General features: G+C 51.6%; 18 protein-coding genes and 1 riboswitch. Of the genes, 3 read left to right on the top strand and 15 right to left on the bottom strand.

Annotated features, from left to right (window positions below; all coding sequences use genetic code 11):
• Positions 1-20 precede the first annotated feature (20 nt).
• The 3 genes from KI379_RS02705 to metA are packed head-to-tail and all read right to left on the bottom strand — an operon-like array spanning position 21 to position 3343.
• On the bottom strand, positions 21-1202 hold the full coding sequence (locus KI379_RS02705; RefSeq protein ID WP_105441838.1) for an aminotransferase class I/II-fold pyridoxal phosphate-dependent enzyme: 1182 nt from the start codon (positions 1200-1202) through the stop codon (positions 21-23).
• Positions 1199-2383 (bottom strand): PLP-dependent transferase, encoded by a 1185-nt coding sequence (locus tag KI379_RS02700; RefSeq protein WP_076170649.1) that lies wholly within the window; start codon positions 2381-2383, stop codon positions 1199-1201. Before KI379_RS02700 ends, KI379_RS02705 begins: the two co-directional genes overlap by 4 nt.
• A gap of 24 nt (positions 2384-2407) precedes the next feature.
• A complete protein-coding gene (gene metA / locus KI379_RS02695) occupies positions 2408-3343 on the bottom strand; it encodes a homoserine O-acetyltransferase MetA (protein ID WP_076170650.1) in 936 nt (311 codons plus the stop codon).
• Between the two features lie 122 nt (positions 3344-3465).
• Positions 3466-3592: riboswitch (SAM riboswitch) on the bottom strand.
• A 424-nt stretch (positions 3593-4016) separates the two neighbouring features.
• Here metA and corA point away from each other — a divergent pair.
• The gene (gene corA, locus KI379_RS02690) at positions 4017-4952 is read left to right on the top strand and encodes a magnesium/cobalt transporter CorA (RefSeq protein WP_076170651.1); all 936 of its coding nucleotides are present in this window, start codon (positions 4017-4019) and stop codon (positions 4950-4952) included.
• A gap of 125 nt (positions 4953-5077) precedes the next feature.
• On the opposite strand, the gene KI379_RS02685 is transcribed toward corA, so the two are convergent.
• The 6 genes from KI379_RS02685 to KI379_RS02660 form a co-directional block, all read right to left on the bottom strand.
• On the bottom strand, positions 5078-6085 hold the full coding sequence (locus KI379_RS02685; protein WP_212982707.1) for an HRDC domain-containing protein: 1008 nt from the start codon (positions 6083-6085) through the stop codon (positions 5078-5080).
• A gap of 293 nt (positions 6086-6378) precedes the next feature.
• Complete coding sequence (locus KI379_RS02680; RefSeq protein ID WP_084203915.1) at positions 6379-7545, bottom strand: ROK family transcriptional regulator; 1167 nt, start codon at positions 7543-7545, stop codon at positions 6379-6381.
• A gap of 118 nt (positions 7546-7663) precedes the next feature.
• Positions 7664-9289 carry a glycoside hydrolase family 43 protein gene (locus tag KI379_RS02675; RefSeq protein WP_212982706.1) on the bottom strand — a complete coding sequence of 542 codons (1626 nt, stop codon included), beginning with the start codon at positions 9287-9289 and terminating at the stop codon, positions 7664-7666.
• A 115-nt stretch (positions 9290-9404) separates the two neighbouring features.
• Complete coding sequence (locus KI379_RS02670; protein WP_212982705.1) at positions 9405-10871, bottom strand: MFS transporter; 1467 nt, start codon at positions 10869-10871, stop codon at positions 9405-9407.
• 720 nt (positions 10872-11591) lie between these two features.
• Positions 11592-12473, bottom strand: a complete 882-nt coding sequence (locus tag KI379_RS02665) for an ROK family protein (RefSeq protein WP_212982704.1) — start codon at positions 12471-12473, stop codon at positions 11592-11594.
• Positions 12474-12644: 171 nt separating this feature from the next.
• Positions 12645-13505 (bottom strand): 5'-3' exonuclease, encoded by an 861-nt coding sequence (locus KI379_RS02660; protein ID WP_089550059.1) that lies wholly within the window; start codon positions 13503-13505, stop codon positions 12645-12647.
• 314 nt (positions 13506-13819) lie between these two features.
• On the opposite strand from KI379_RS02660, the gene KI379_RS02655 reads away from it, so the two are divergent.
• Together KI379_RS02655 and KI379_RS02650 are read left to right on the top strand one after the other, a co-directional pair.
• Positions 13820-14881 (top strand): Gfo/Idh/MocA family protein, encoded by a 1062-nt coding sequence (locus tag KI379_RS02655; protein WP_116232169.1) that lies wholly within the window; start codon positions 13820-13822, stop codon positions 14879-14881.
• Positions 14882-14905: 24 nt separating this feature from the next.
• Positions 14906-15748 carry a Gfo/Idh/MocA family oxidoreductase gene (locus tag KI379_RS02650; RefSeq protein ID WP_212982703.1) on the top strand — a complete coding sequence of 281 codons (843 nt, stop codon included), beginning with the start codon at positions 14906-14908 and terminating at the stop codon, positions 15746-15748.
• Positions 15749-15844: 96 nt separating this feature from the next.
• Here the strand turns inward: KI379_RS02650 and KI379_RS02645 are convergent, their stop codons facing one another.
• The 6 genes from KI379_RS02645 to KI379_RS02620 form a co-directional block, all read right to left on the bottom strand.
• Complete coding sequence (locus KI379_RS02645; RefSeq protein ID WP_116232167.1) at positions 15845-16204, bottom strand: arsenate reductase family protein; 360 nt, start codon at positions 16202-16204, stop codon at positions 15845-15847.
• Between the two features lie 15 nt (positions 16205-16219).
• Entirely contained in the window at positions 16220-17236 is a 1017-nt protein-coding gene (locus tag KI379_RS02640; RefSeq protein WP_212982702.1) for an RluA family pseudouridine synthase, read from the bottom strand.
• The gene (locus KI379_RS02635; RefSeq protein ID WP_076170668.1) at positions 17233-17802 is read right to left on the bottom strand and encodes a cob(I)yrinic acid a,c-diamide adenosyltransferase; all 570 of its coding nucleotides are present in this window, start codon (positions 17800-17802) and stop codon (positions 17233-17235) included. Before KI379_RS02635 ends, KI379_RS02640 begins: the two co-directional genes overlap by 4 nt.
• 77 nt (positions 17803-17879) lie before the next feature.
• The gene (locus tag KI379_RS02630) at positions 17880-18422 is read right to left on the bottom strand and encodes a hypothetical protein (RefSeq protein WP_076170670.1); all 543 of its coding nucleotides are present in this window, start codon (positions 18420-18422) and stop codon (positions 17880-17882) included.
• Between the two features lie 93 nt (positions 18423-18515).
• Positions 18516-18779 carry an aspartyl-phosphate phosphatase Spo0E family protein gene (locus KI379_RS02625; protein ID WP_076170672.1) on the bottom strand — a complete coding sequence of 88 codons (264 nt, stop codon included), beginning with the start codon at positions 18777-18779 and terminating at the stop codon, positions 18516-18518.
• Positions 18780-18893: 114 nt separating this feature from the next.
• A complete protein-coding gene (locus tag KI379_RS02620; RefSeq protein WP_076170674.1) occupies positions 18894-20105 on the bottom strand; it encodes an aminotransferase class I/II-fold pyridoxal phosphate-dependent enzyme in 1212 nt (403 codons plus the stop codon).
• Positions 20106-20107: the final 2 nt, after the last annotated feature.

Below are 20107 nucleotides of genomic sequence, written 5' to 3'. Positions count from 1 at the left end.
AGCGGTGCCTGCTTGATGATTTAACCTTGAAGCGCCTGATCCAGATCAGCGATCAGATCGTCGACGTCCTCGAGGCCGACAGAGAAGCGGAGCAGCCCGTCGGTAATGCCGCGCTCCAGCCGAACCTCTGCCGGCATTGCCGCATGGGACATCATCGCCGGATAGGACAAAATGCTCTCCACTGCGCCCAGGCTGACGGCCACGAGCGGGATCTGCGCGCGGTTCAGCACCTGTTTGGCCCGCTCGCCGGAGCCCACGTCAAACGAGACGACGGCCCCGTAGCCGGTGGACTGCTTCTCGTGAATTTCTCTGCCGGGATGATCGATGAGCCCCGGGTAAAAGACCTGTGTAATATCCTGACGCCCTTTGAGCCAAGCGGCCAGTACGGCGGCGCTCTCTTCGCTGTGCTTCATGCGTGCCTGCAATGTTTTCATGCCCCGCATCAGCAGCCAGCTCTCCTGTACGCCCAGCACCGTTCCCAGGCCGTTCTGCAGCTGCTTCAGCTGGCGGCCGATTTCCTCGGTACGGGCGACGGCCAGACCGGCCAGCACGTCGCTGTGTCCGCCAAGGAACTTCGTTGCGCTGTGCAGTACGATATCCACACCCACCTCGATGGGACGCTGGTAATACGGCGTCATAAACGTGTTATCGACCATGGTGAGCAGATCATGCTCTTTGGCCCACTTGGTGACGGCTTCGATATCGGTTATTTTCAGCGTCGGATTCGACGGGGTTTCCATATATACAGCCTTGGTGTTCGGCTTCAGCGCAGCCTTCACCTGATCCAGGTCGGTCATGTCGACGAAAGTGCTCTCAATGCCGTGGCGATTCAAAATGCTTGTAAGCAGGCGGTACGTTCCGCCGTATACGTCCTCGGTAACGATCATGTGGTCGCCGGCCGACAGAAGCATAAACGTGCTCGAAATGGCCGCCATGCCCGACGAATAGGCGAACCCGCGCACCCCGCCTTCGAGCAGGGCAATATAGTCTTCCAGCGCCTGGCGCGTCGGATTGCCCGAACGGCTGTAATCATGCACCGGCGGATTGAAGATATCTGCATGGTGGAACGTAGACGCCTGATAGATCGGCACGCTGGAAGCTCCCGTCGCGCCATCGATTTCCGAGCCAAAATGGAGCAGCTTGGTCGCGAATTTCCGCTCCTGCTTGCCTTTGTCTTGATGTCCTTTGCCCAAATCACTCATCCTTGGCTGCTCCCTTCCACTTCCTTGATTGCGGCATCCAGTGCGCCGCCCAGATCCGCAATCAGGTCATCGATATGCTCGATGCCTACAGAGAAACGGAGCAGGCGGTCGTCGACGCCGACGGCTTTGCGGATTTCTTCCGGAATATCGGCATGCGTCTGCACGGCCGGATAGGTCATCAGCGACTCGACGCCGCCAAGGCTTTCCGCAAAGGCGATCAGCTGGATGTGGCGAAGCACGGGCTCTACGTAACGGGCATCCTTCACTTTAAAGGAGAAGATCCCCGTATTCCCCCGGGACTGCCGGCTTTGGATGTCATGTCCCGGATGGTCCGGAAGCGCCGGATAGAATACTTCGGCAACCGCCGGATGCGTCTGGAGGTACTTGGCCATCGCCGTGGCGTTGCTTTCATGGCGCTCCATCCGCAGGGCCAGCGTCTTCATTCCTTTCATGAGCTGATAGGAATCCGTCGGCCCGAGCACCGCACCGATGGAATTGTGCAGAAACGCTATTTCCTCGGACAGCTCTTTGCCCTTGGTCACGATCAGGCCTGCAAGGACATCGTTATGTCCGCCCAAATACTTGGTCGCGCTGTGCACGACGATATCCGCGCCGAGCTCGATCGGACGCTGGAAGAACGGCGTGAGGAGCGTATTGTCCACGATGGACAGCAAGCCGTGGCGGTGAGCCCAATTGGAGACGGCCTCGATGTCCGTAATCATCATGAGCGGATTCGTCGGCGTCTCGATAAACACCGCTTTCGTATTTGGGCGTCTGGACTGTTCCAGCTCGTCCAGATTGTTGGTGTCGACATACGTCGCGGTAACCCCGTATTTGGAAAGGATTCTTTCCAGCAGGCGGTATGTACCACCGTACAGGTCCAGCGAAACGATCAGGTGATCGCCCTGGCTGAACAGGGTGAAGATGGTTTGCAGCGCAGCCATGCCTGAGCTGCAGGCAAAGCCGGCGTCCCCGGATTCCAGCTTCGCTGCCGCGGCTTCGAGCACTTTGCGGGTCGGGCTGGCGGTCCGAGCGTAATCAAAACCGGTACTTTGCCCAAGCTTCGGATGGCGGAAGGCGGTTGCCTGATAAATCGGGAAGTTTACCGCTCCTGTCACGGGTTCTTCGACGGAGCCGATTTGGGCCAATCTGCTTTCAATTTTCCATGGTTCCTTTTCCATATGCGTATCCTCCTGTAGGGTCAACTAAATTTGCGGCCAGACTTCAAGACTCTCCCCGATATCATAAGGAGTCTCCTGATATACATAGTAATTCAGCCAATTTGAGAATAATAAGTTGGCATGCGAGCGCCAGATGGCGAGCGGAGCCTGATTCGGATCGTCGTTCGGGTAGTAGTTGACCGGAATTTTCATGTCCATGCCTTTCGCGATATCGCGCTCATACTCCCATTTCAGCGAATCCGGATCGTATTCGGAGTGGCCTGCCACAAAGATCTGCTTGCCGTCCTTGCTTGCTACCATATGAATGCCGGCTTCCTCTGACTCCGAGAGAATTTCCAGCTCCTCCACATGCTCGATATCCTCGCGCCGCACCTCGGTGTGGCGGGAGTGCGGTACATAGAATACATCGTCGAAGCCGCGGAGAAGCTTCACGTTGTTCTTCATCACCCGGTGCGGGAATACGCCGAAGCATTTCTCCTTCAGGTCCCACTTCGGAATGCCGTAGTGGTGGAACAATCCGGCCTGGGAGGCCCAACAGATGTGCATCGTCGAAGTGACGTTCGTTTTGGTCCAGTCCATAATCTCGCGGAGCTCATCCCAATAGTTCACGTCTTCAAAATCCATTTTTTCGACCGGCGCCCCCGTGATGATCATCCCGTCAAAACGGCGGTGCTTCACTTCCTCGAACGTTTTGTAGAACGACTTCAGGTGCTCCGAAGGCGTGTTCTTGGAAATATGGGAGCCCGGATGAAGCAGCACAATGTCGACCTGCAGCGGCGAGTTCCCAAGCAGGCGGAGAAGCTGGGTTTCTGTCGTTTCCTTGGTCGGCATCAGATTGAGAATCGCGATGCGCAGCGGACGGATGTCCTGGTGATACGCTTTGGTATCGTCCATGACGAAAATATTTTCCCGGGTAAGAACTTCTTTCGCCGGTAAAGTGTCGGGAATCTTGATCGGCATCGTTATCATCTCTCCTTTTTTCTGAAAACCGCGAAAATCGTAGCTTGAGAAGAAGCCGAGTATACAAAAATGACCTTTCCCATACAAAAGAGAAAGGTCATTACACGCTCATTACCGCGCCTCTCTCATCTGTCAGGAGACAACGCCAAAAGGCCGCTGCCATGCTCCTGCAAGAATTAGCACCGTGCGTAAATACCGCCGGTTGCCGGGTTTCATCGGGCTAGTCCCTCCACCTGCTCTTGATAAGATTTCGCTGTATTCAATTTTACATTGTCTTGTTCCTTACTTTAAATCATAAGCCCATCCTTCGTCAAGACGCGGATTTGTCATTTTCGGCAGCATATCGTGCACCGATCGAAGGTCGCTTCCATACCCTGTTATCGGGACCTGCCGGCCGCCATTTTGTTCTTGAAAGGAATAAAACCCGGCGTTATACTAGACAAGTGTTTCATACCCCGATATGACTGAGGTGACATGAAAGATGGAAGGCGACCCGAGCCCGAAGCTGAATGCATGGAAAACACAACTGCATAGACCTGAGATCAGCTTGCCGGCAGAGGGAAGTTTTCGTTTTCATGCCCGTACGTTTATTCAGTACTCCCCCAAATCCCGCTGACCGGCAGCGCTGATTTCTTTTCTATGCTCAAACATCTTGAGCAAGGAGTGAAGTCATATGAAAATCCGGTTGGTAAACGAAGGAGTATTTACTCCGATCGATGACCTGCAAACTGTACTAACCCCGCCTTTGGCCGGCTTTTATTGGATCGACGCTGACGTCGACGACCTCGCGGAGCTGCAGCCGCTGTTTTCGCTGCATGATCTGGCGGTTGAAGACTGTCTCAGCGAAGAGGAGCAGCGCCCGAAGATCGAAATTTACGAAAACCACTATTTTATCGTGGTCAACAGCATCCGGTTTGACGACGAGGAGATTTTTCTGCGCGCACTGAACGTTTTCCTCGGAAGACACTTCATCATTACGGTAACGAAACAGAAAATCAACGAGCTGCGGACGCTGAAGCCGATCCTGTGGGAACAGGAAGTCAGCGGACCGGACCGTTTTCTGTACCTGCTGATCGACCTCGTGGTTGACAACTACTTTGTGGTCGGCGACCGGATCGAAGCCAAAATCGAGAAGCTCGAAGAAGACATTCTCATGCACACGAAAAAGTCCCATTTGAACGAAATTATCGGTCTGCGAAGCGAGATTCTGTGGCTGAAAAAAGTGCTGGGTCCGCAAAAGGATGTCATCAATACGTTAAATAAAAAAGACCTCCGGCTGATTGACGATCAGCTGCAAAAATATTTCAGCGACATTTACGAAAATGCGGTCAAAATTTCCGAAACATTCGATACGTACCGCGATCTGATGAGCAACTTGCGCGAGGCCTACCAGTCAAGTATCGCCAACCGCGCGAACGAGATCATGAGAGTGTTTACGGCCATGACCGTGATCTTCATGCCATTGACGATCATTACAGGAATCTATGGCATGAACTTCGATAACATTCCGGAAATTCATTGGAAATACGGTTATTTCATGATCCTCGGCATCATGCTCGTCCTTGGTCTCGGCATGGTTGTCATTTTCAAGAAAAAAGACTGGATTTGAAAGTCAGCGCATCACCCCATCATCATGCATTGGAAAACAGGACGAAGGAGACGGCCGCATGCGGTTAGAGCCTTCGTCCTTTTTGCATGGTCACCATCCGTAACTCCGGCGGGGAAGCACTCCGTTCACCCCACGCTTCTGCGGCTGCCGGGCTGCCGGCGGAACCGGATGCGGATCAGCCGGATCCGCTCATAACGCTGCTCCATGCCGCTTCCCGAGGCGGCATCCTCTCCGTATACTTGCAGCAGCACCGGCTTCAAGAGCGCGTCGCCCAGCTCCTCCAACGCGGCCCACACCCGCTCCTGCTCCTCGTTCGGCACCTCCTCCAGCTCGCTTTGGATCAGCCGCTCGGTATCATACCCTTCCTTCTCCAGCTGCTCCAGCGCCTCCACCAGGTCTCTGCGCGGCAGGCCGCATTCCTGTTCCAGCTGCTGCAGGTTCATCCCCTCATAAATTCCCTTCAGCATGGTGCGCCGGGTACGGTATTTATCCAGGTCCTGCTTGTACTTGTGCTCTTTCTGCTTGTAGGTCCACGATAGATATGACTGGTCGTCCAGGGCATCATTCACCCAATCCAGCGGAAATTCGTGGCTGCGCTGCACCGTTCCCGCAATCTCGATCAGGTCGGCTCCGTACTCCGACGCCTTGCTCTCCCCGACGCCTGGAAGCTGCAGCAGCTCTTCGATGCTATGCGGCACGAAGGCGCTGATCAGACGGAGCACCCGGTTGCTGGCGATAAAATAAGGAGCCTTGCGTTCGCTGGCCGCCTTCCTTCTCCGCCAGGCGGTGAGTTCGGCGTACAGCTCCTCGTTGTTGTGCAGTTCACTGTAGCAGTACAGCTTCTGTACAGCATGGCTGCGGCCCTTCAGCTCCTCTTCCTCATGAAACGTGCCGTCGATCAACGGGCGGAATCCTTCGCCGAGTTTGACCGCCAGGCCGTGCCTGTAAATGTACAGCATCTCATTCCAGGATCCGCCTTCATACCAAGCGGTATCCATGGCTTCCCCGGTCATCTCCAGATCTCTCCATCCGAGATGCCAGGTTCCCTCCTCTTCGCCGATCCATACCTGCGCGAGCTTTTCTCCCTCGCTTCCCGCATCCTTCACAAGCCGGTTCATAAAAACGATTTGCATATTCACCAATTCCTCCATCCACGTAGGGTAATCAGCACAACGCAAAAAAGCACCTCTCTTAAATTAAGAGAGGTGCTTCCCCATTCGTGCAGATGTGCTGTTATAGTTGATCATACCATATTATGTAAAATGGTCAATGGGTTTTTCGCCAAATCTCCGAAATAACCGGCTCCTAAGAAGCTTTCAATTCAACTGAATTAGAACGTAGCCATTTGGATTTGGACAAAATACAAGCCGTTGTCCCTTCACAAGCCGTCGCTGAATTTCATTCCGGTTCATCGTAAATGCCCGGATTACTTGGTAAAAAGTAAATCATGCGATTCCAATCCGAGAATTTTCCTGGAAACCAAGGCAACTCCGCCAAAGAGCGTTAATTCATGAATATGGTGGTCAAGCGAAATAATTTGTGTGGAGCCAAGCGGATCAAGTGAAGAATATTCTTTAATAATCCCGTCTAATAGGTATGGGAAAAAGGCGATAAATCGTGAGGAAAGGAACACAGCATCCGGAGCGCTGTATTGGATTAAATTATAAGAGATTTGTGCAATGGCTATGACCCATTCCTCCATGATAGCCGCAATTTGTTCATCCTTGATCTCCATTAAAAGAATAAAATCCTCTAGCGTAAATCCTGGTTTGTTTTTCAATTTGCCGATCCGGTCAAGCACCGCTTTTTCGGAATAAATTTCCTCTAAACGCCGATTTTTTTTATTTTCCGACATGATAATGGATCGTCCGATTTCGCCGGACAATCCGTTTAAGCCTTTATACAGGCGTCTCTCGATAATCGTTCCTACGCCTATTCCGTTATGAATGTTTAAGGCTAGAATGTTATCGAATTGAATATCCTCGGTATGGCGGTAAAAATCCCGGATATAAATCGCCGTAAGATTGGCTTCATTTTCGATGATAACGGGAACGTCGATCAGCTCCTTCAACGCATCGATCAAATCAAAGGACTGAAAGTCCAAGAACGGACTATACAGGATCTGATTGTCCAGTACCGGCGCGTGAAGCGAAATGGAGATTCCAACCAATCCGTTAATCGTATCGTACTTTTCCAAATTCAAAATCACGTTTTTCATCAATGCAAAAATATCTCTTACTTTGTTCGTATATAATTTAATGGAAACATGGTGAATAAGCTCGCCATTAATGTAGTTGACGGAATATCTTAAATGATGAATGCCCATATCGAAAGCCAGTACAAACCCATACTTACGATTAAAACGTATTAAATTGGGCCGACGCCCCCCAATGTTGGATGCTTCCCCTGTTCCCAGCTCTTCAATCAAGCCTTGGTCTTGAAGCTCGCGTACGATGGAAGAAACCGTGGACTTTTGAAGATTGATTTGGTCAGCTATTGAACTTCTAGACGTCTGATCAGTATTAAATAGAGTTTTTAATACCAATTTTTTGTTATTTTCTCTCATAACATCCTGATCAGTTTTCATAATCATTTGTTGTAATCCCTTTCAAATGTTATCGTACTTAGAAGTATAGCATATTAATTAACATTACTACTAAGAAAGAGCTGGAAGTCATATTCTTCCAGCTCTTTCTCGGGATCATGATTAATTATTTATCAAGCTCTTTATACGTAAAATAATCGAAATCTGCTGGCAATTCATAACCGGAATAATCAACATTAGCCATCCCGACAAACGCTCCCGTAAAAAATCCGCCGTAGGACTGTACCACGTAATCGTCGGACAAAATCGCAGCATCCAGCGTTACGTCGATATCCGTCCACTGTTCGCCGTCAAAGGAATAGGCGTAGGTGTACGTTTCTTTCCGAACCTTCGCTTTAAAATGCACGTATTCCGCATGTTCGGGAACTTTAACTGCTTTATCCTTCAGAAAGCTCGTGAGAACGCCACGGTCATTTTGCGTCACTTCAATGACGCGTCCATTGATTTCGTTCCATGTCACATGGATCATCGACCAGTGTCCCGTATTGTAATAATTAACGAGACCGGCCATCTGCTGGAAGGTGTAAGGCGAATACGCAACTGCCGTCTGTGCGTCGAAATAAAATGACTGCCAGCGTCTTGCGACAAGCGACTGCTCGTGCTCATTGGTTAAGGAGCCTTTACCGAACAAGCGCAAGTTCCCCGGCTTTTCCGTCAGAGAACCCATTCGCTCGTCAAACGGAACGCGCAGCGTGCTAAAATTGATATTTAATGCCGCGGAATCAAAATGATCCGTTTCCGGATAGGTCGGCGCATACTTCGTTTCCGTGCAGCCTTTAGGAGCTTCGACAAAACGGCTTCCCTGCTTGCCGCCTACGATATACGGCCATCTTTCCTCGTTCCACTCCACTTTTTGAATCGCCGTTTCTCTTCCCAGCGTGCACCAGCCGCGCGGATCGCGGATCGATTCGGTCTCGCGGTGCCAGGGGCGTCCCGTCAAATGCGCGAAATACCATTCGCCCGACGGCGTATCCACCAGTGAGCCATGGCCGCATTTTTGCAGCTCCCCGTCAGGCGAATCGAACGCGGTCAGGAATACGTCGCCAGGCTGCGTTTCGTAGGAGCCGAACAGTTCTGCCGAACGGGCAACCACCTCTTGGTGGGTATAAACCGTTCCACCTTCCGCGCAAAATAAATAATAATAACCAAATAGTTTATAAATATGAGGGCCTTCCACCAGCTTAACGTCGGTCCCTTTATAAATGATCTTTGCCGTCTCCGGAAGCAATCTTCGCTGCTCAACCGAGTATTCCGTCAGCTTTATGCCGTTAAACGGATGGCGATACTCGCGATGATCCCACTCCATCTGGACAAGATATTTTTTCCCGTTGTCGTCATGGAACAGCGAAGCGTCAAACCCCACTCCGTTCAGCTTAATCGGATCGCTCCAAGGGCCTTCGATGCTTTCGGCGGTAGTCAAGTAATTGGTCATGTCCTTAAAGGCGCCTTCGGTTACTTTCACGTCGGTATAAACCAGCCAAAATTTCCCGTCAGCATAGGACAGATCTGGTGCCCAGATGCCTGCCGAATCCTTATTCCCTTTCATATCCAACAGCGTTCTCGTGGAGAGCGGGTGCGTAATCAGCCGCCAGTTGACCAAATCCTTTGATTCGTGGATTTGCACGCCCGGAAACCATTCGAAGGTTGAGGTTGCAATATAATACGTATCGTCAACCCTTACGATGGACGGATCTGGATTGAACCCCTTTAATACCGGATTTTCGATTTGCATAAAAGTATCCCCCTGATCTATTCAATCTTTCATTTCGTGAAATCGTGTTCAAAATCACCTATAGATGCTTCAATTCTTTTAGTGAACCTCTGGTTGGCCGTGAATAGTGTTACCTTTACGCTTTCATTTCAGCGCGTTTTGCGTCAAGTTGTTTGTTAATGCTGTCAACGTCTTTATCAGACAATGGATAGAATCTCATCACAATCATAGCAACAACAGCAAGAGCAGCAGGTATCCAAATAGCAGTCGTATTAATTCCTGAGACGGCGAGAGCTGTTTGGTGATCGGCATGTTCGTCAAATCCGTAAGCGGCAAGGAACCACAGTGGAACGGCACCGCCAATCGTGAAACCAATCTTGAAGAACAGCCCCATAATCGCGTTGATGATAGCCGCATTACGTTTCCCCGACTTCAACTCGCCATATGAAACCACTTCAGGAACAAGGGCCCACATGAAACCAGTCGCTGAAGTCAATCCCCATTGCTTGATGAATGTTGAAACATACGCTAACCAAAGTTGATCGTGCATACCGTCAAGACTCCAAACCCAAGTCAGGATTTCGCCGACCACAAACATACCGAGGAAGAAATAGAAGAAGCCCTTTTTACCCAATACTTTCTTAAGTTTTGGCCAGAATGCTGCAAAAGCGATACCAGGTATGGAGGCAATCAGCCCCACAGCCCCCATCCACTCCGAGTGATCGACAGTGTACTGGTTAAAATATCCGTTAACCGTATTCATGAAGAACATAAATGTAAATGCCAACATGAAGAACATTCCCAAGATAACCAATGGCTTATTATTCTTAAATTCAACAAAGAAATCAGAGACTTTAACATGTGCCGATTGTTCAGCATTGGCGACAACGCGTTCTTTCGTCAGCTTGTAGCAGAAGAACAGCGCAATGGCCCCAATAACCATATAAACGGCATAAACGCCAAACCAAGCATGACCTGCAGAAGGGTCAGTATAAGTTCCCATATGAAGTTTTAGTCCAAATAAGCCAGTGTCTTTGAGTTCACGATCTTTAGGGGCAGCCATTTGAACAAACATTGGGAACAATGTATAGACAAGAAGATTGGCACCGTTTGCAAGCATCATACGCGTCGTTGTGATTTGGTCTACAGATTTAGGATCACGGGTTAATGAAGCGTTCAACGAGCCGTAAGGAATATTGACGACGGAATAAACCAAGTCAAGCAAGAGATAAGTGATGAAGGCATAGGGCACAGAGTCGCGAATCGCAGGAATCGGCGCAAACAGCAGCGCAGCCAAAATAACGAGCGGAATGCCTGCACGAAGTAGCCAAGGACGATATTTACCTGCTTTAGATGAGCGTTTATCGACATAGGTTCCGACCATTGGATCCCAGATAACATTGATGATCCGGACTATGGCGAAAATAAAACCTGCTGTTGCTGTACCGATAGCATTGACAGTCGTCATGTAGAGGGCAAGGAAGCCTCCAACTGTACCAAAGACAAGGTTTTGAGCAAAGTCTCCAAAACCATAGCCAAGACGTTCAGCAAGACTGAGCTTGTGATACTCATTTTGCTGAACTTTATTTGTGTTATCGCTCATGATGAAAACTCCTTCTAAGATGTAAATTTTACCACCATAATTAGATTTACTTTTCACTTCACTAAACTTCTAAACCTCGTTAATCCTCTCACTTCGTTAGGGGAAAGATGGGAATACGAAACCAAATAAAAGCCCTTACATTTTTGCAAACTCACATAAAACTTTTATTTTTAAATAAAAAACAGCTCAATTTCTTATTCATCTTCCCACTCATTATTGTTCCCCTGATAAATTACACCCTTGAACTTACATTAGTTCGTTCATCAAACCAACTAAGAATAAATTTAACACAATCATTATCAATTTTCAACTTCATGATTTATACATTTATAATATTCACTACTTTTGGCACGATTTATTAATCATCTCGGAGCAGCTCAATCGGAAGAGAAACTCCAAACGAAAAATGTTAATACCCTGAAATCATCCCTCTAGACAATCGTTGAATTCGCGACCCAATATAACATTGTATTTGTGTCCAGTTTCACCCATCTGTATCAGTCCAGAAAACATAAAAAACCCGTAATTATTTATAAATACAGGCTCAAACTTATAATTTCTGTTATTTTTCCTGTCACGTGTAAAAAATTCTACCGAAATGATTCAGGGATGCGTCTAAATTTCATCCGGCATAAACGCAAAAAAGAGGGCCTTTCAGCCCTCTTTTCTTATTTCTATTCACCATCTCATGAAAGCCCGTCAGTCAATCAAACCTTAGGCTTAACCTGCAGCCAGCGCCTTCTTGGCGAGCGCGAGCGCGCCGCACAGGCCGGCGTTGTCGCCAAGCTGAGGCGGAACGATGTAATTCTCGATATCGTCCATGATGGCTGGAACCTGTACGTAGCCGTTCAGCTGTTTGCGCAGCTCGGCATGAATCAGCGGGAACAGCTGCAGCTGTTTCATGACGCCGCCGCCCATGACGATTTTTTGCGGAGACAGAATCAAAATGTAGTTCATCAGCGCCTGAGCGAGATAGTAAGCTTCCATCGCCCAAGCCGGATGGTCGGGGGTCAATTCCGCACCCGGAACGCCCCAGCGTTTGGACAAGGAAGGTCCTGCTGCCAGCCCCTCCAGGCAATCGCCATGATATGGGCAGAAGCCTTCGAATTTGTCCTCCGGATGACGGCGGACCAGAATATGTCCCATTTCCGGATGGGACAGGCCATGGATCAGCTCGCCGCCCACAACCGCACCAGCTCCGATGCCCGTGCCAACGGTAATGTACAGGCAGCTTTCGAGCCCCTGGGCTGCTCCCCAAGTCGCTTCGCCCAAGGCGGCCCCGTTCACATCGGTATCAAATTCGATCGGCAGATCGAAGTGAGAGCGCAAATGTCCGACCATATCGAAATTGCTCCAATAAGGTTTCGGCGTCGTCGTAATCCGTCCGTATGTAGGACTTCCCTTCACCGGGTCAATCGGCCCGAATGAACCTGCTCCGATCGCCGCGATGTTTTTGCCCTTAAAGAAATCGACCACCTGGGCCATCGTTTCCTCCGGCGTCGTAGTCGGGAAGCTGATCCGTTCCACAACGGTACCGTCCTCTTGGCCGATTCCGCATACGAATTTCGTTCCCCCTGCTTCAATTGCTCCTAATAAACTCATCGTAGTCGTTCCCTCCTGCAGCGGGCCTCCCAAGCCCTGTATAAATGCCATATACCTTCTATCTTTATATCAAAACAATCACGGGCATTATAGCCCAGTTAATCCTTGAAAGTCAATCGACTAGAGCACAAAAGAGCCGGCGCTCCAAAAACGCCAGCACTCTGTACCCATTTAGCTGATGGCCAGTCCCATAAGAGAACACAGGCTCTTCATTTCCAGTTCTTCAAACTTGCTGATCACCTGATGGTGATCAAGAGACAGCTGGCACACATCCAGCGAACAGGCGACGGGCACGCAGCAGTGAATCTCGGCCAGCTTGCGCGACAGGTGCAGCATGTCGAGGTCAGCCTCGATCTTGGCGCGGACACTCTTGGACAGCTGGTCCAGATTTTCGAGAATCCCTTCAACGGATTCGTATTCCTGCACAAGCTTGATCGCCGTTTTCTCGCCGATGCCCTTCACGCCGGGGTAATTGTCGCTCGTATCGCCCATGAGCGCCTTCACGTCGATAATCTGCCGCGGGCGCAGCTGCTTCTCTTCATACAGGGATTCCGGTGTATACACTTTGTAATTGCCGTGCCCTTTTTTCATAATAATGACCGTCGTCCGATCGCTGACGAGCTGCAGCAAATCGTTATCGCCGGACAGGACCATCACGTCCATCTCCCGTCCGAACTGGTCGGCCAGCGTCCCGATGCAGTCGTCCGCTTCATACCCTTCCGCGCTGATATTCGGAACGCCGAGGCTGTCCATCACGTCGCGGATCATCGAAAACTGCGGAATCAGATCGTCCGGGGCGTCCGGACGGTTGCCCTTGTAAGCGGCAAACTGCTGTCCGCGGAACGTACCACCGCCGAGATCCCAGCAGCAGACCACATGGGTCGGATTAAACGTTTGCACTGCATCCCAAAAATAACGAATAAAGCCGTAGATCGCGTTTGTCGGAACCCCCGCCTTCGTGCGGCGAATGTAGCCGCTGGACGCGGTCGCGAAATAAGCTCTGAATAATAAGGCCATGCCATCCACTAGCATCACGGATTGGCGTTGTTCATTTGCTGTCACTTCTTGTTTCTCCCCTTGTCTGCCTGTTTCCCCTGGATTTCAAGGTTCGGCACTGCTTCCTCTAGTATAGCATATCCGCCAGGGCATGAGGCCCTTCCTGATATCACCATTCCCGGCTTATTGCTGCCTTTTTGCCCCGCCCGTTCAAGTCATAAACCAGACAGCCTGTAACATAAAATTTGTGAAGAAGATCTCCCTTCATACTGAATTAAGCAGCAGGAGTTATTCTCCAAATATCGAATCTTGAAAAGGATAAACCCACCTAACAAGCAGGAGGAATGAATATGGGAAAAACGATCAAGGTTGCTGTCATCGGCTGCGGGACCATTGCCAGAGCGGCGCATATCCCCAACTATTTGAAACATCCGGACGCCGAAATCAAATATTTTTGCGACACGGACAAGAAGAAAGCCGAGCAGGCGGTCAAGGATTATGAATGCGGCACCGCCGTGGAAAATTACCGTGACATTCTGGACGACCCCGAGATCGATGCCGTCTCCGTATGTACCCCTAACGATGCTCATGCCGCCATCTCCATCGATTTTTTGCGGGCGGGCAAGCATGTCTTGTGCGAAAAGCCTGCGGCCCGCACCTACGCGGAAGCGCTGGAGATGCAGAAAGTGCAGCACGAAACGGGCAAAGTGCTGAATATCGGGGTCGTGAACCGGTTCAACAAAAGCGTGAATATGATCAAAAACCTGATCGAAAGCGGCGAGCTTGGCGAACTGTACCATATCTATGCAAGCTTCCGCGCTCACCGCTCCATTCCGGGACTTGGCGGCGCGTTTACCACCAAATCAATTGCCGGCGGGGGCGTCCTGATCGATTGGGGCGTCCATTATCTGGACATCGTCATGTACTGCGCCGGCGATCCGCGTCCGTTGACGGTATCCGGCCAGGCTTACTCCAAGCTGGGGCGGGACCTGCCAAATTACGCCTACCTGAACATGTGGGCAGGGCCCCCGAATTACGCCGGTACGTATGATGTCGATGACTTTGTCACGGCCATGATCCGCACCGAAGGGCCGGGCATTACGATCAACGGCGCCTGGGCGCAGAACATCGGCACACCCGAAACCTACATCGATTTTCTGGGCGACAAAGCAGGGATCCGCCTACAATACGGAGGCGACTTCACTATTTACGGGGCCAAGGATGGAGCTTTGCTGGAAACGAAGCCCAAGTATTCATCGAGCGACCATTTCGAAAACGAAATCAACGGCTTTCTCGAATGCATCCAGACCGGCGTAAAGCTGCCGTCCCATATCGATACCGTCATCGTCACCTCCAAGATGATTCAGGCAATCTACGACTCTTCCGAGCAGCGCAGGGAGATCGAGCTGTAATAAGCGACTGAGGGGGATTACTGCTTGAAAACGATCGGTTTTATCGATTATTACCTCGATGAATGGCATGCCGAGCATTATCCGAAGTGGATTGAACAAGCATCGGGCGGCACCATGAAGGTGGCCTATGCCTATGGAATGGCCGATTCGCCTTCCGGGCGCACCAATGCACAGTGGAGTGAAGACAAAGGGATCGAGCTGCTCCCTTCGATTGCCGAGGTCGTGGATCGAAGCGATTACATCATTGTCCTTTCGCCCGACCATCCGCAGTACCACGAACCGCTCGCACAGCTTCCGCTTCAATCCGGCAAGCCTACCTATATTGACAAAACCTTTGCCCCGGACCGCCAGACCGCTCGGCGCCTGTTCGATCTAGCTGAGCAGCACGGGACGCCGCTGTTCTCCAGCTCGGCGCTTCGCTTCGCCGCGGAGTACGCCGGGGCCGAGCGCGCCGGCATCGAGAACATCATCAGCTTCGGGCCGGGGCGTTACGACAACTATTCGATCCACCAGATCGAACCGATCGTCTCGCTGCTGGGTCCCGGCGTCCGCCGGATGATGTATACCGGAACGCCTCACGCCCCGTCGTGGCTGATCGGATTCAGCGGGGGCCGCCAGGCCGAGATCCATCATCTCGGCGGGGGATGTCCCTTTTCGCTGACGGTCAGCTATACATCCGGTGAGACGAACATGCTGAAAGCGGACTCCGATTATTTCGGGCTGTTCGCTGGGGCGCTCGTCCGCTTCTTCGAAACCGGCGTTCCGCCTGTCGATCCGGCCGAGACGGTAGCGATCATCATGATCATCGAACAGGGCTTTAAGACGATGGAAACGCCCTATCAATGGGTAGAGCTCCCTTCGGAATAGATCCTCGAACGCAAAACAAAACGGTGGCAAAGCCGCAGGGAAATGCTAGGACCCTCCCCTGTCGGTCATGCCACCGTTTTTTTACGGAATCCCAGGCTACGCCCAGTTCTCCTCGTACATGTCCTCTTTAAAGCCGACTGTCACCTTGCTGCCGTCGGTTACGATCGGACGTTTGATCAACCGGCCGTTACTGGACAGCAGCTTGATCTGCTCTTCCCGGCTCATGGCCGGCAGCTTGTCCTTCAGACCCAGCTCCTTGTACGCCTCTCCGCTGGTATTAAAAAACTTCTTCAAATCCAGCCCGCTCTTCTCGACCAAGCGGGACAGCTCGTCCGGAGCCGGCGGCTCCTCCCATAAATGCTGTAGCTCCAGCTCGTGGCCGTGCGCTTCCAGCCATTTAACCGCACTGCGGCACGTACCGCATTTGGGATAATGGTATACTTTCAATTTGCTCATGGTTATTCACTCTTTTCATTGATCAAGTTCATCTTGCTTCGCCTCGGCAATAAGGCGGGTCATGTCGGGAGGCAGCGGTGCCTGAAAGGTCATCCGCTCCCGGGTGACGGGATGCTGGAAGGACAGCTCCCAGGCGTGGAGCGCTTGCCGCGAAATGCTGTGATCCAGCAGCAGCACGGTCCGCTCGGATGGGGTTAATCCCTGCGGCAGAACGGTCTCCGGAGCCCCCTCTTCCTCAGGCGGAAGCATACGGTAGACCGGATGCCGATACAGCTTATCGCCGATAAGCGGGCAGCCGATGCTGGTCATATGGACGCGGATCTGGTGGGTTCTGCCCGTTTCCAGCTTCAGCTGGACGAGCGAAGAAGACGAGCCGTACGCCTCAACGACCTGATACCGCGTCAGCGACGGATACCCGTCAGGCGTGACGATACGCCGATGCGGCTCTTCCGGGTCGCGGTCGATCGGTCCGTCCACCTCCCCTTCTTCCGGAGACGGAACGCCATGAACGAGGGCCAGGTACCTTTTGTCCACCTCGTTTGCGATCATTTGCTCCGAAATATGCTGGTGGACATACGGATTTTTGGCGATAGCGATCACGCCCGAAGTTTCCTGGTCCAGCCGATGCACGGCTCGAAAGCGGAACGCCTCGCCCTTGTCCCGCCAATAGTGAACCACGCCGTTCGCCAAGGTTCCCGTATAGTGTCCGTGCGTCGGATGCACGATGATGCCGGCTTCCTTGTTCACGATCAGCAGGTGCTCATCCTCGTACAAAATGCGAAAAGGAATGGGCTCTGGCAGAATATCATCCGAAATTTCTTTCTCCATCCGGATTTCCACCACATCCCCATCCCTGACCGGAACGCTGATGTACACTCTTTGGCCATTCACGGTAATCCCCTGTTCCGTCAGCTTCAGGCGGGACTGCAGCTTGCGGGATACGTGGAGTCTCTTCTGCAGAATCGTCTTCAGCAGCCACCCGTCTTCCGAAGGCGGGACGGTATATGAAATCGGGGGATAGTATTCGCTCATTTTTTCCGTCCGAATACCTTTTTGCTGCGCACGTATTCGATATCCGCCACGCCGCTGCGGGCGTTGGCCGTCCGGGCCACAACGAAGAAGTAGTCCGACAGACGGTTCAAATACCTGCGTACGTCGGGATTAATTTCTTTCTCCCGCCCCAGCGTCACGACTCGGCGCTCTGCGCGGCGGCAGACCGTGCGGCATACATGCAGCGTGGATGCCAGCAGGGTGCCTCCAGGCAGAATAAAGCGCTCCAGCTCCGGCGTCTCCTCCATATAAGCATCCATCCACTGCTCGAGCCGCGTCACTTTGTCGGGACCGACCTTGTATTTGCTCTCGCTCAGCTTCACAAAAGCCAGGTCCGAGCCGCAGTCAAACAGCTCATGCTGAATCTCGATCATATTTTCTTTCAGGTCCTGCAATGACTCCGCTTCCATCAGGCTGATCGCCTGGCCCACAAAGCAGTTCAGCTCATCAATCGTGCCGTAGGCCTCCACCTGCAGGTCATCCTTCAAAACGCGCCCGCCAATGACGGACGTTTCGCCTTCATCGCCTGTGCGTGTGTAGATTCTCACCAGCTTCTTCTCCCCTTTATCGCGTTATATCATACATCAAAGGAATCGCGGAAGCCGCGTCCCTTGTGCTGGCTTCTTTACTCCGTCAATGCCTTAAGCGCCTTTACCGCATTGTCGACCGACTTGGCCGAGATCGGGATTGTGGCGTACAGCTTCTCCGGAACGTATTTCTGGTCTTTGAAAAATTTCATTTCACGAACGGGGATACCGTACAGATGCTCGGTCGTATCCGTCGTGCCGTCTTCTTTTTCCTCGTTGCTTGCGAACACGCCATCCGGATATTTTTTCGGGTCAAAATACGAATCCAGCACGGTATGACCGCCCATTTTGGCGTAATTTTTCATATCGTCTTCCGGCAGAAAAATGATGTCATGCCCGCCGGCAGCATATTCAACCATCAGCTTCTCCGGGTTATAAATCGGACTTGCCGATACTTTGACCTTCAGGTCGGGTCCCATCACTTCCTGAAGCTTGTCCTGCACCTTCTCATATACCTGAGACGGATCGGATTGATTGTCAATCATAAAGACCGATAACGCGTTTTTATCTCCCTTGCCGCAGCCCGTCAGCAATAAAACGGCAAAGACAACCAGCAGCGCCAGCTTCCCGTATACCTTCAACTCCTGCTCCCCCTTTTCTCCGATAGGTTCAATATATCACAACCTGATGAGAGAAAAAAAGAAGACCCCGTGCCGGGGTCTTCCTACTGCCGATTAAGACTTCTTCTTCGGGCAGCTTTTCATATATTCGTTTATTTTCAAATCCAGCAAACTGCTGATTTCGATTACGATTTCCGATGTAAAAGACTGTTCCTGCATAAAGATCTGTTCCATTTTTTTGCGGAGCATCATGATTTCGTCTTCCAAGGATAAAGTTTTCGTCTGATCTGTCGTTTTGGTTGACCATTTTACATTATTGCTGCCTTCAGCTGCGTAATGTCCGCGGAATGCAGGCAAATCGTATTCAGCGCAAAACAAGGTCATCCCTCCTTGGCAAGTCAATTTTTGCTCCCAAAATAGAATTATAACATACAAATAAATAAATAAAAGTGAAATTTATGTTAAATTCTACTAGAAACAGGGAATTATTGTTCAGCTGGTTTTCAGTTTGTGGACAAATTCTCCAATGCGCTCCAGAGCCTCGGTCAGCTGGGCGACGGAGGTGGCGTACGAGCAGCGGAGAAAGCCTTCTCCCCCTTGTCCGAAAGCCGTTCCAGGCACAGCGGCGACCTTTGCTTCCATCAGCAGGCGCTGGGCGAACTCATCCGAGGACAGCCCGGTCTCAGCGATGCTAGGGAAGGCATAAAAGGCACCTTGCGGCTCATGACACGGCAGTCCGATATCGACGAAGCCCTGCACGATCAAACGGCGCCGCTGGTTGTAGGACTCGATCATCCGGTCCTTTTCTTCCAGCCCGTTGGTCAGCGCCTCCAGCGCGGCCACTTGACCCATCACCGGTGCGCACATGACTGTGTACTGGTGAATCTTCAGCATGGCGGCGATCAGGTCGGGATGGGCACAGGCATAGCCCATACGCCAGCCGGTCATGGCGAACGCCTTGGAAAAGCCGCTGACCAGAACCGTCCGGTCCATCATACCCGGAATCGAGGCAAAGCTGACATGCTTTTGCGTATACGTCAGTTCGGCATAGATCTCGTCAGAAATGACGATCAAATCATGCTTCTCCACCACTTTGGCGATCGGCAGCCAGTCCTCATACGTCATGATGGCGCCGGTCGGATTGCTCGGGTAGCACAAAATCAGCACCTTGGACTTCGGCGTGATTTTGGCCTCAAGCGCCTCTGCCGTCAGCTTGAAGTCGTTCTCTGCGAACGTCTCGATGCCGACCGGAACCCCGCCGCCGATCGAGGTGATCGGGGAATAGGATACGTAGCAGGGCTCGGGGATAAGAATTTCGTCCCCAGGAACGATCAGCGCACGCAGCGCCAGATCGATCGCCTCACTGCCGCCGACGGTCACTAGAATCTGATTGGACGGCTGGTAGGAGACCTGAAAGCTGTCATACAAATACTGGGCGATAGCTTCCCGGAGCTCGATCATCCCGGCATTGGAGGTGTAGGCCGTGCGCCCCCGCTCAAGGGAATATACGCAGGCTTCTCTCACATGCCATGGAGTCGTGAAGTCCGGTTCCCCTACGCCCAGTGTAATAATGTCTTTACTGCCTTCGGCCAGGTCAAAAAATCGGCGGATTCCGGATGGCGGAATATCGCGGACCAAAGGAGCCAAATACGATTGCATCGATTTCGAATTCTGCTGTTTCTTCGTTTCTTCATTCACGATCATGA

It is taken from the genome of Paenibacillus cineris, assembly GCF_018333335.1.
Classification (GTDB): domain Bacteria; phylum Bacillota; class Bacilli; order Paenibacillales; family Paenibacillaceae; genus Paenibacillus_AQ; species Paenibacillus_AQ favisporus.
The sequence above is the reverse complement of the archived record's forward strand: the minus strand, read 5'-3'. Positions and strand labels throughout refer to the sequence as shown.

What these genes read in the sequence shown, in the direction of transcription:
- KI379_RS02705 (WP_105441838.1), bottom strand. Translation starts at nt 1,202, where the DNA reads ATGAGTGATTTGGGCAAAGGACATCAAGACAAAGGCAAGCAGGAGCGG.
- KI379_RS02700 (WP_076170649.1), bottom strand. Translation starts at nt 2,383, where the DNA reads ATGGAAAAGGAACCATGGAAAATTGAAAGCAGATTGGCCCAAATCGGC.
- metA (WP_076170650.1), bottom strand. Translation starts at nt 3,343, where the DNA reads ATGCCGATCAAGATTCCCGACACTTTACCGGCGAAAGAAGTTCTTACC.
- corA (WP_076170651.1), top strand. Translation starts at nt 4,017, where the DNA reads ATGAAAATCCGGTTGGTAAACGAAGGAGTATTTACTCCGATCGATGAC.
- KI379_RS02685 (WP_212982707.1), bottom strand. Translation starts at nt 6,085, where the DNA reads ATGCAAATCGTTTTTATGAACCGGCTTGTGAAGGATGCGGGAAGCGAG.
- KI379_RS02680 (WP_084203915.1), bottom strand. Translation starts at nt 7,545, where the DNA reads ATGATTATGAAAACTGATCAGGATGTTATGAGAGAAAATAACAAAAAA.
- KI379_RS02675 (WP_212982706.1), bottom strand. Translation starts at nt 9,289, where the DNA reads ATGCAAATCGAAAATCCGGTATTAAAGGGGTTCAATCCAGATCCGTCC.
- KI379_RS02670 (WP_212982705.1), bottom strand. Translation starts at nt 10,871, where the DNA reads ATGAGCGATAACACAAATAAAGTTCAGCAAAATGAGTATCACAAGCTC.
- KI379_RS02665 (WP_212982704.1), bottom strand. Translation starts at nt 12,473, where the DNA reads ATGAGTTTATTAGGAGCAATTGAAGCAGGGGGAACGAAATTCGTATGC.
- KI379_RS02660 (WP_089550059.1), bottom strand. Translation starts at nt 13,505, where the DNA reads ATGCTAGTGGATGGCATGGCCTTATTATTCAGAGCTTATTTCGCGACC.
- KI379_RS02655 (WP_116232169.1), top strand. Translation starts at nt 13,820, where the DNA reads ATGGGAAAAACGATCAAGGTTGCTGTCATCGGCTGCGGGACCATTGCC.
- KI379_RS02645 (WP_116232167.1), bottom strand. Translation starts at nt 16,204, where the DNA reads ATGAGCAAATTGAAAGTATACCATTATCCCAAATGCGGTACGTGCCGC.
- KI379_RS02640 (WP_212982702.1), bottom strand. Translation starts at nt 17,236, where the DNA reads ATGAGCGAATACTATCCCCCGATTTCATATACCGTCCCGCCTTCGGAA.
- KI379_RS02620 (WP_076170674.1), bottom strand. Translation starts at nt 20,105, where the DNA reads ATGATCGTGAATGAAGAAACGAAGAAACAGCAGAATTCGAAATCGATG.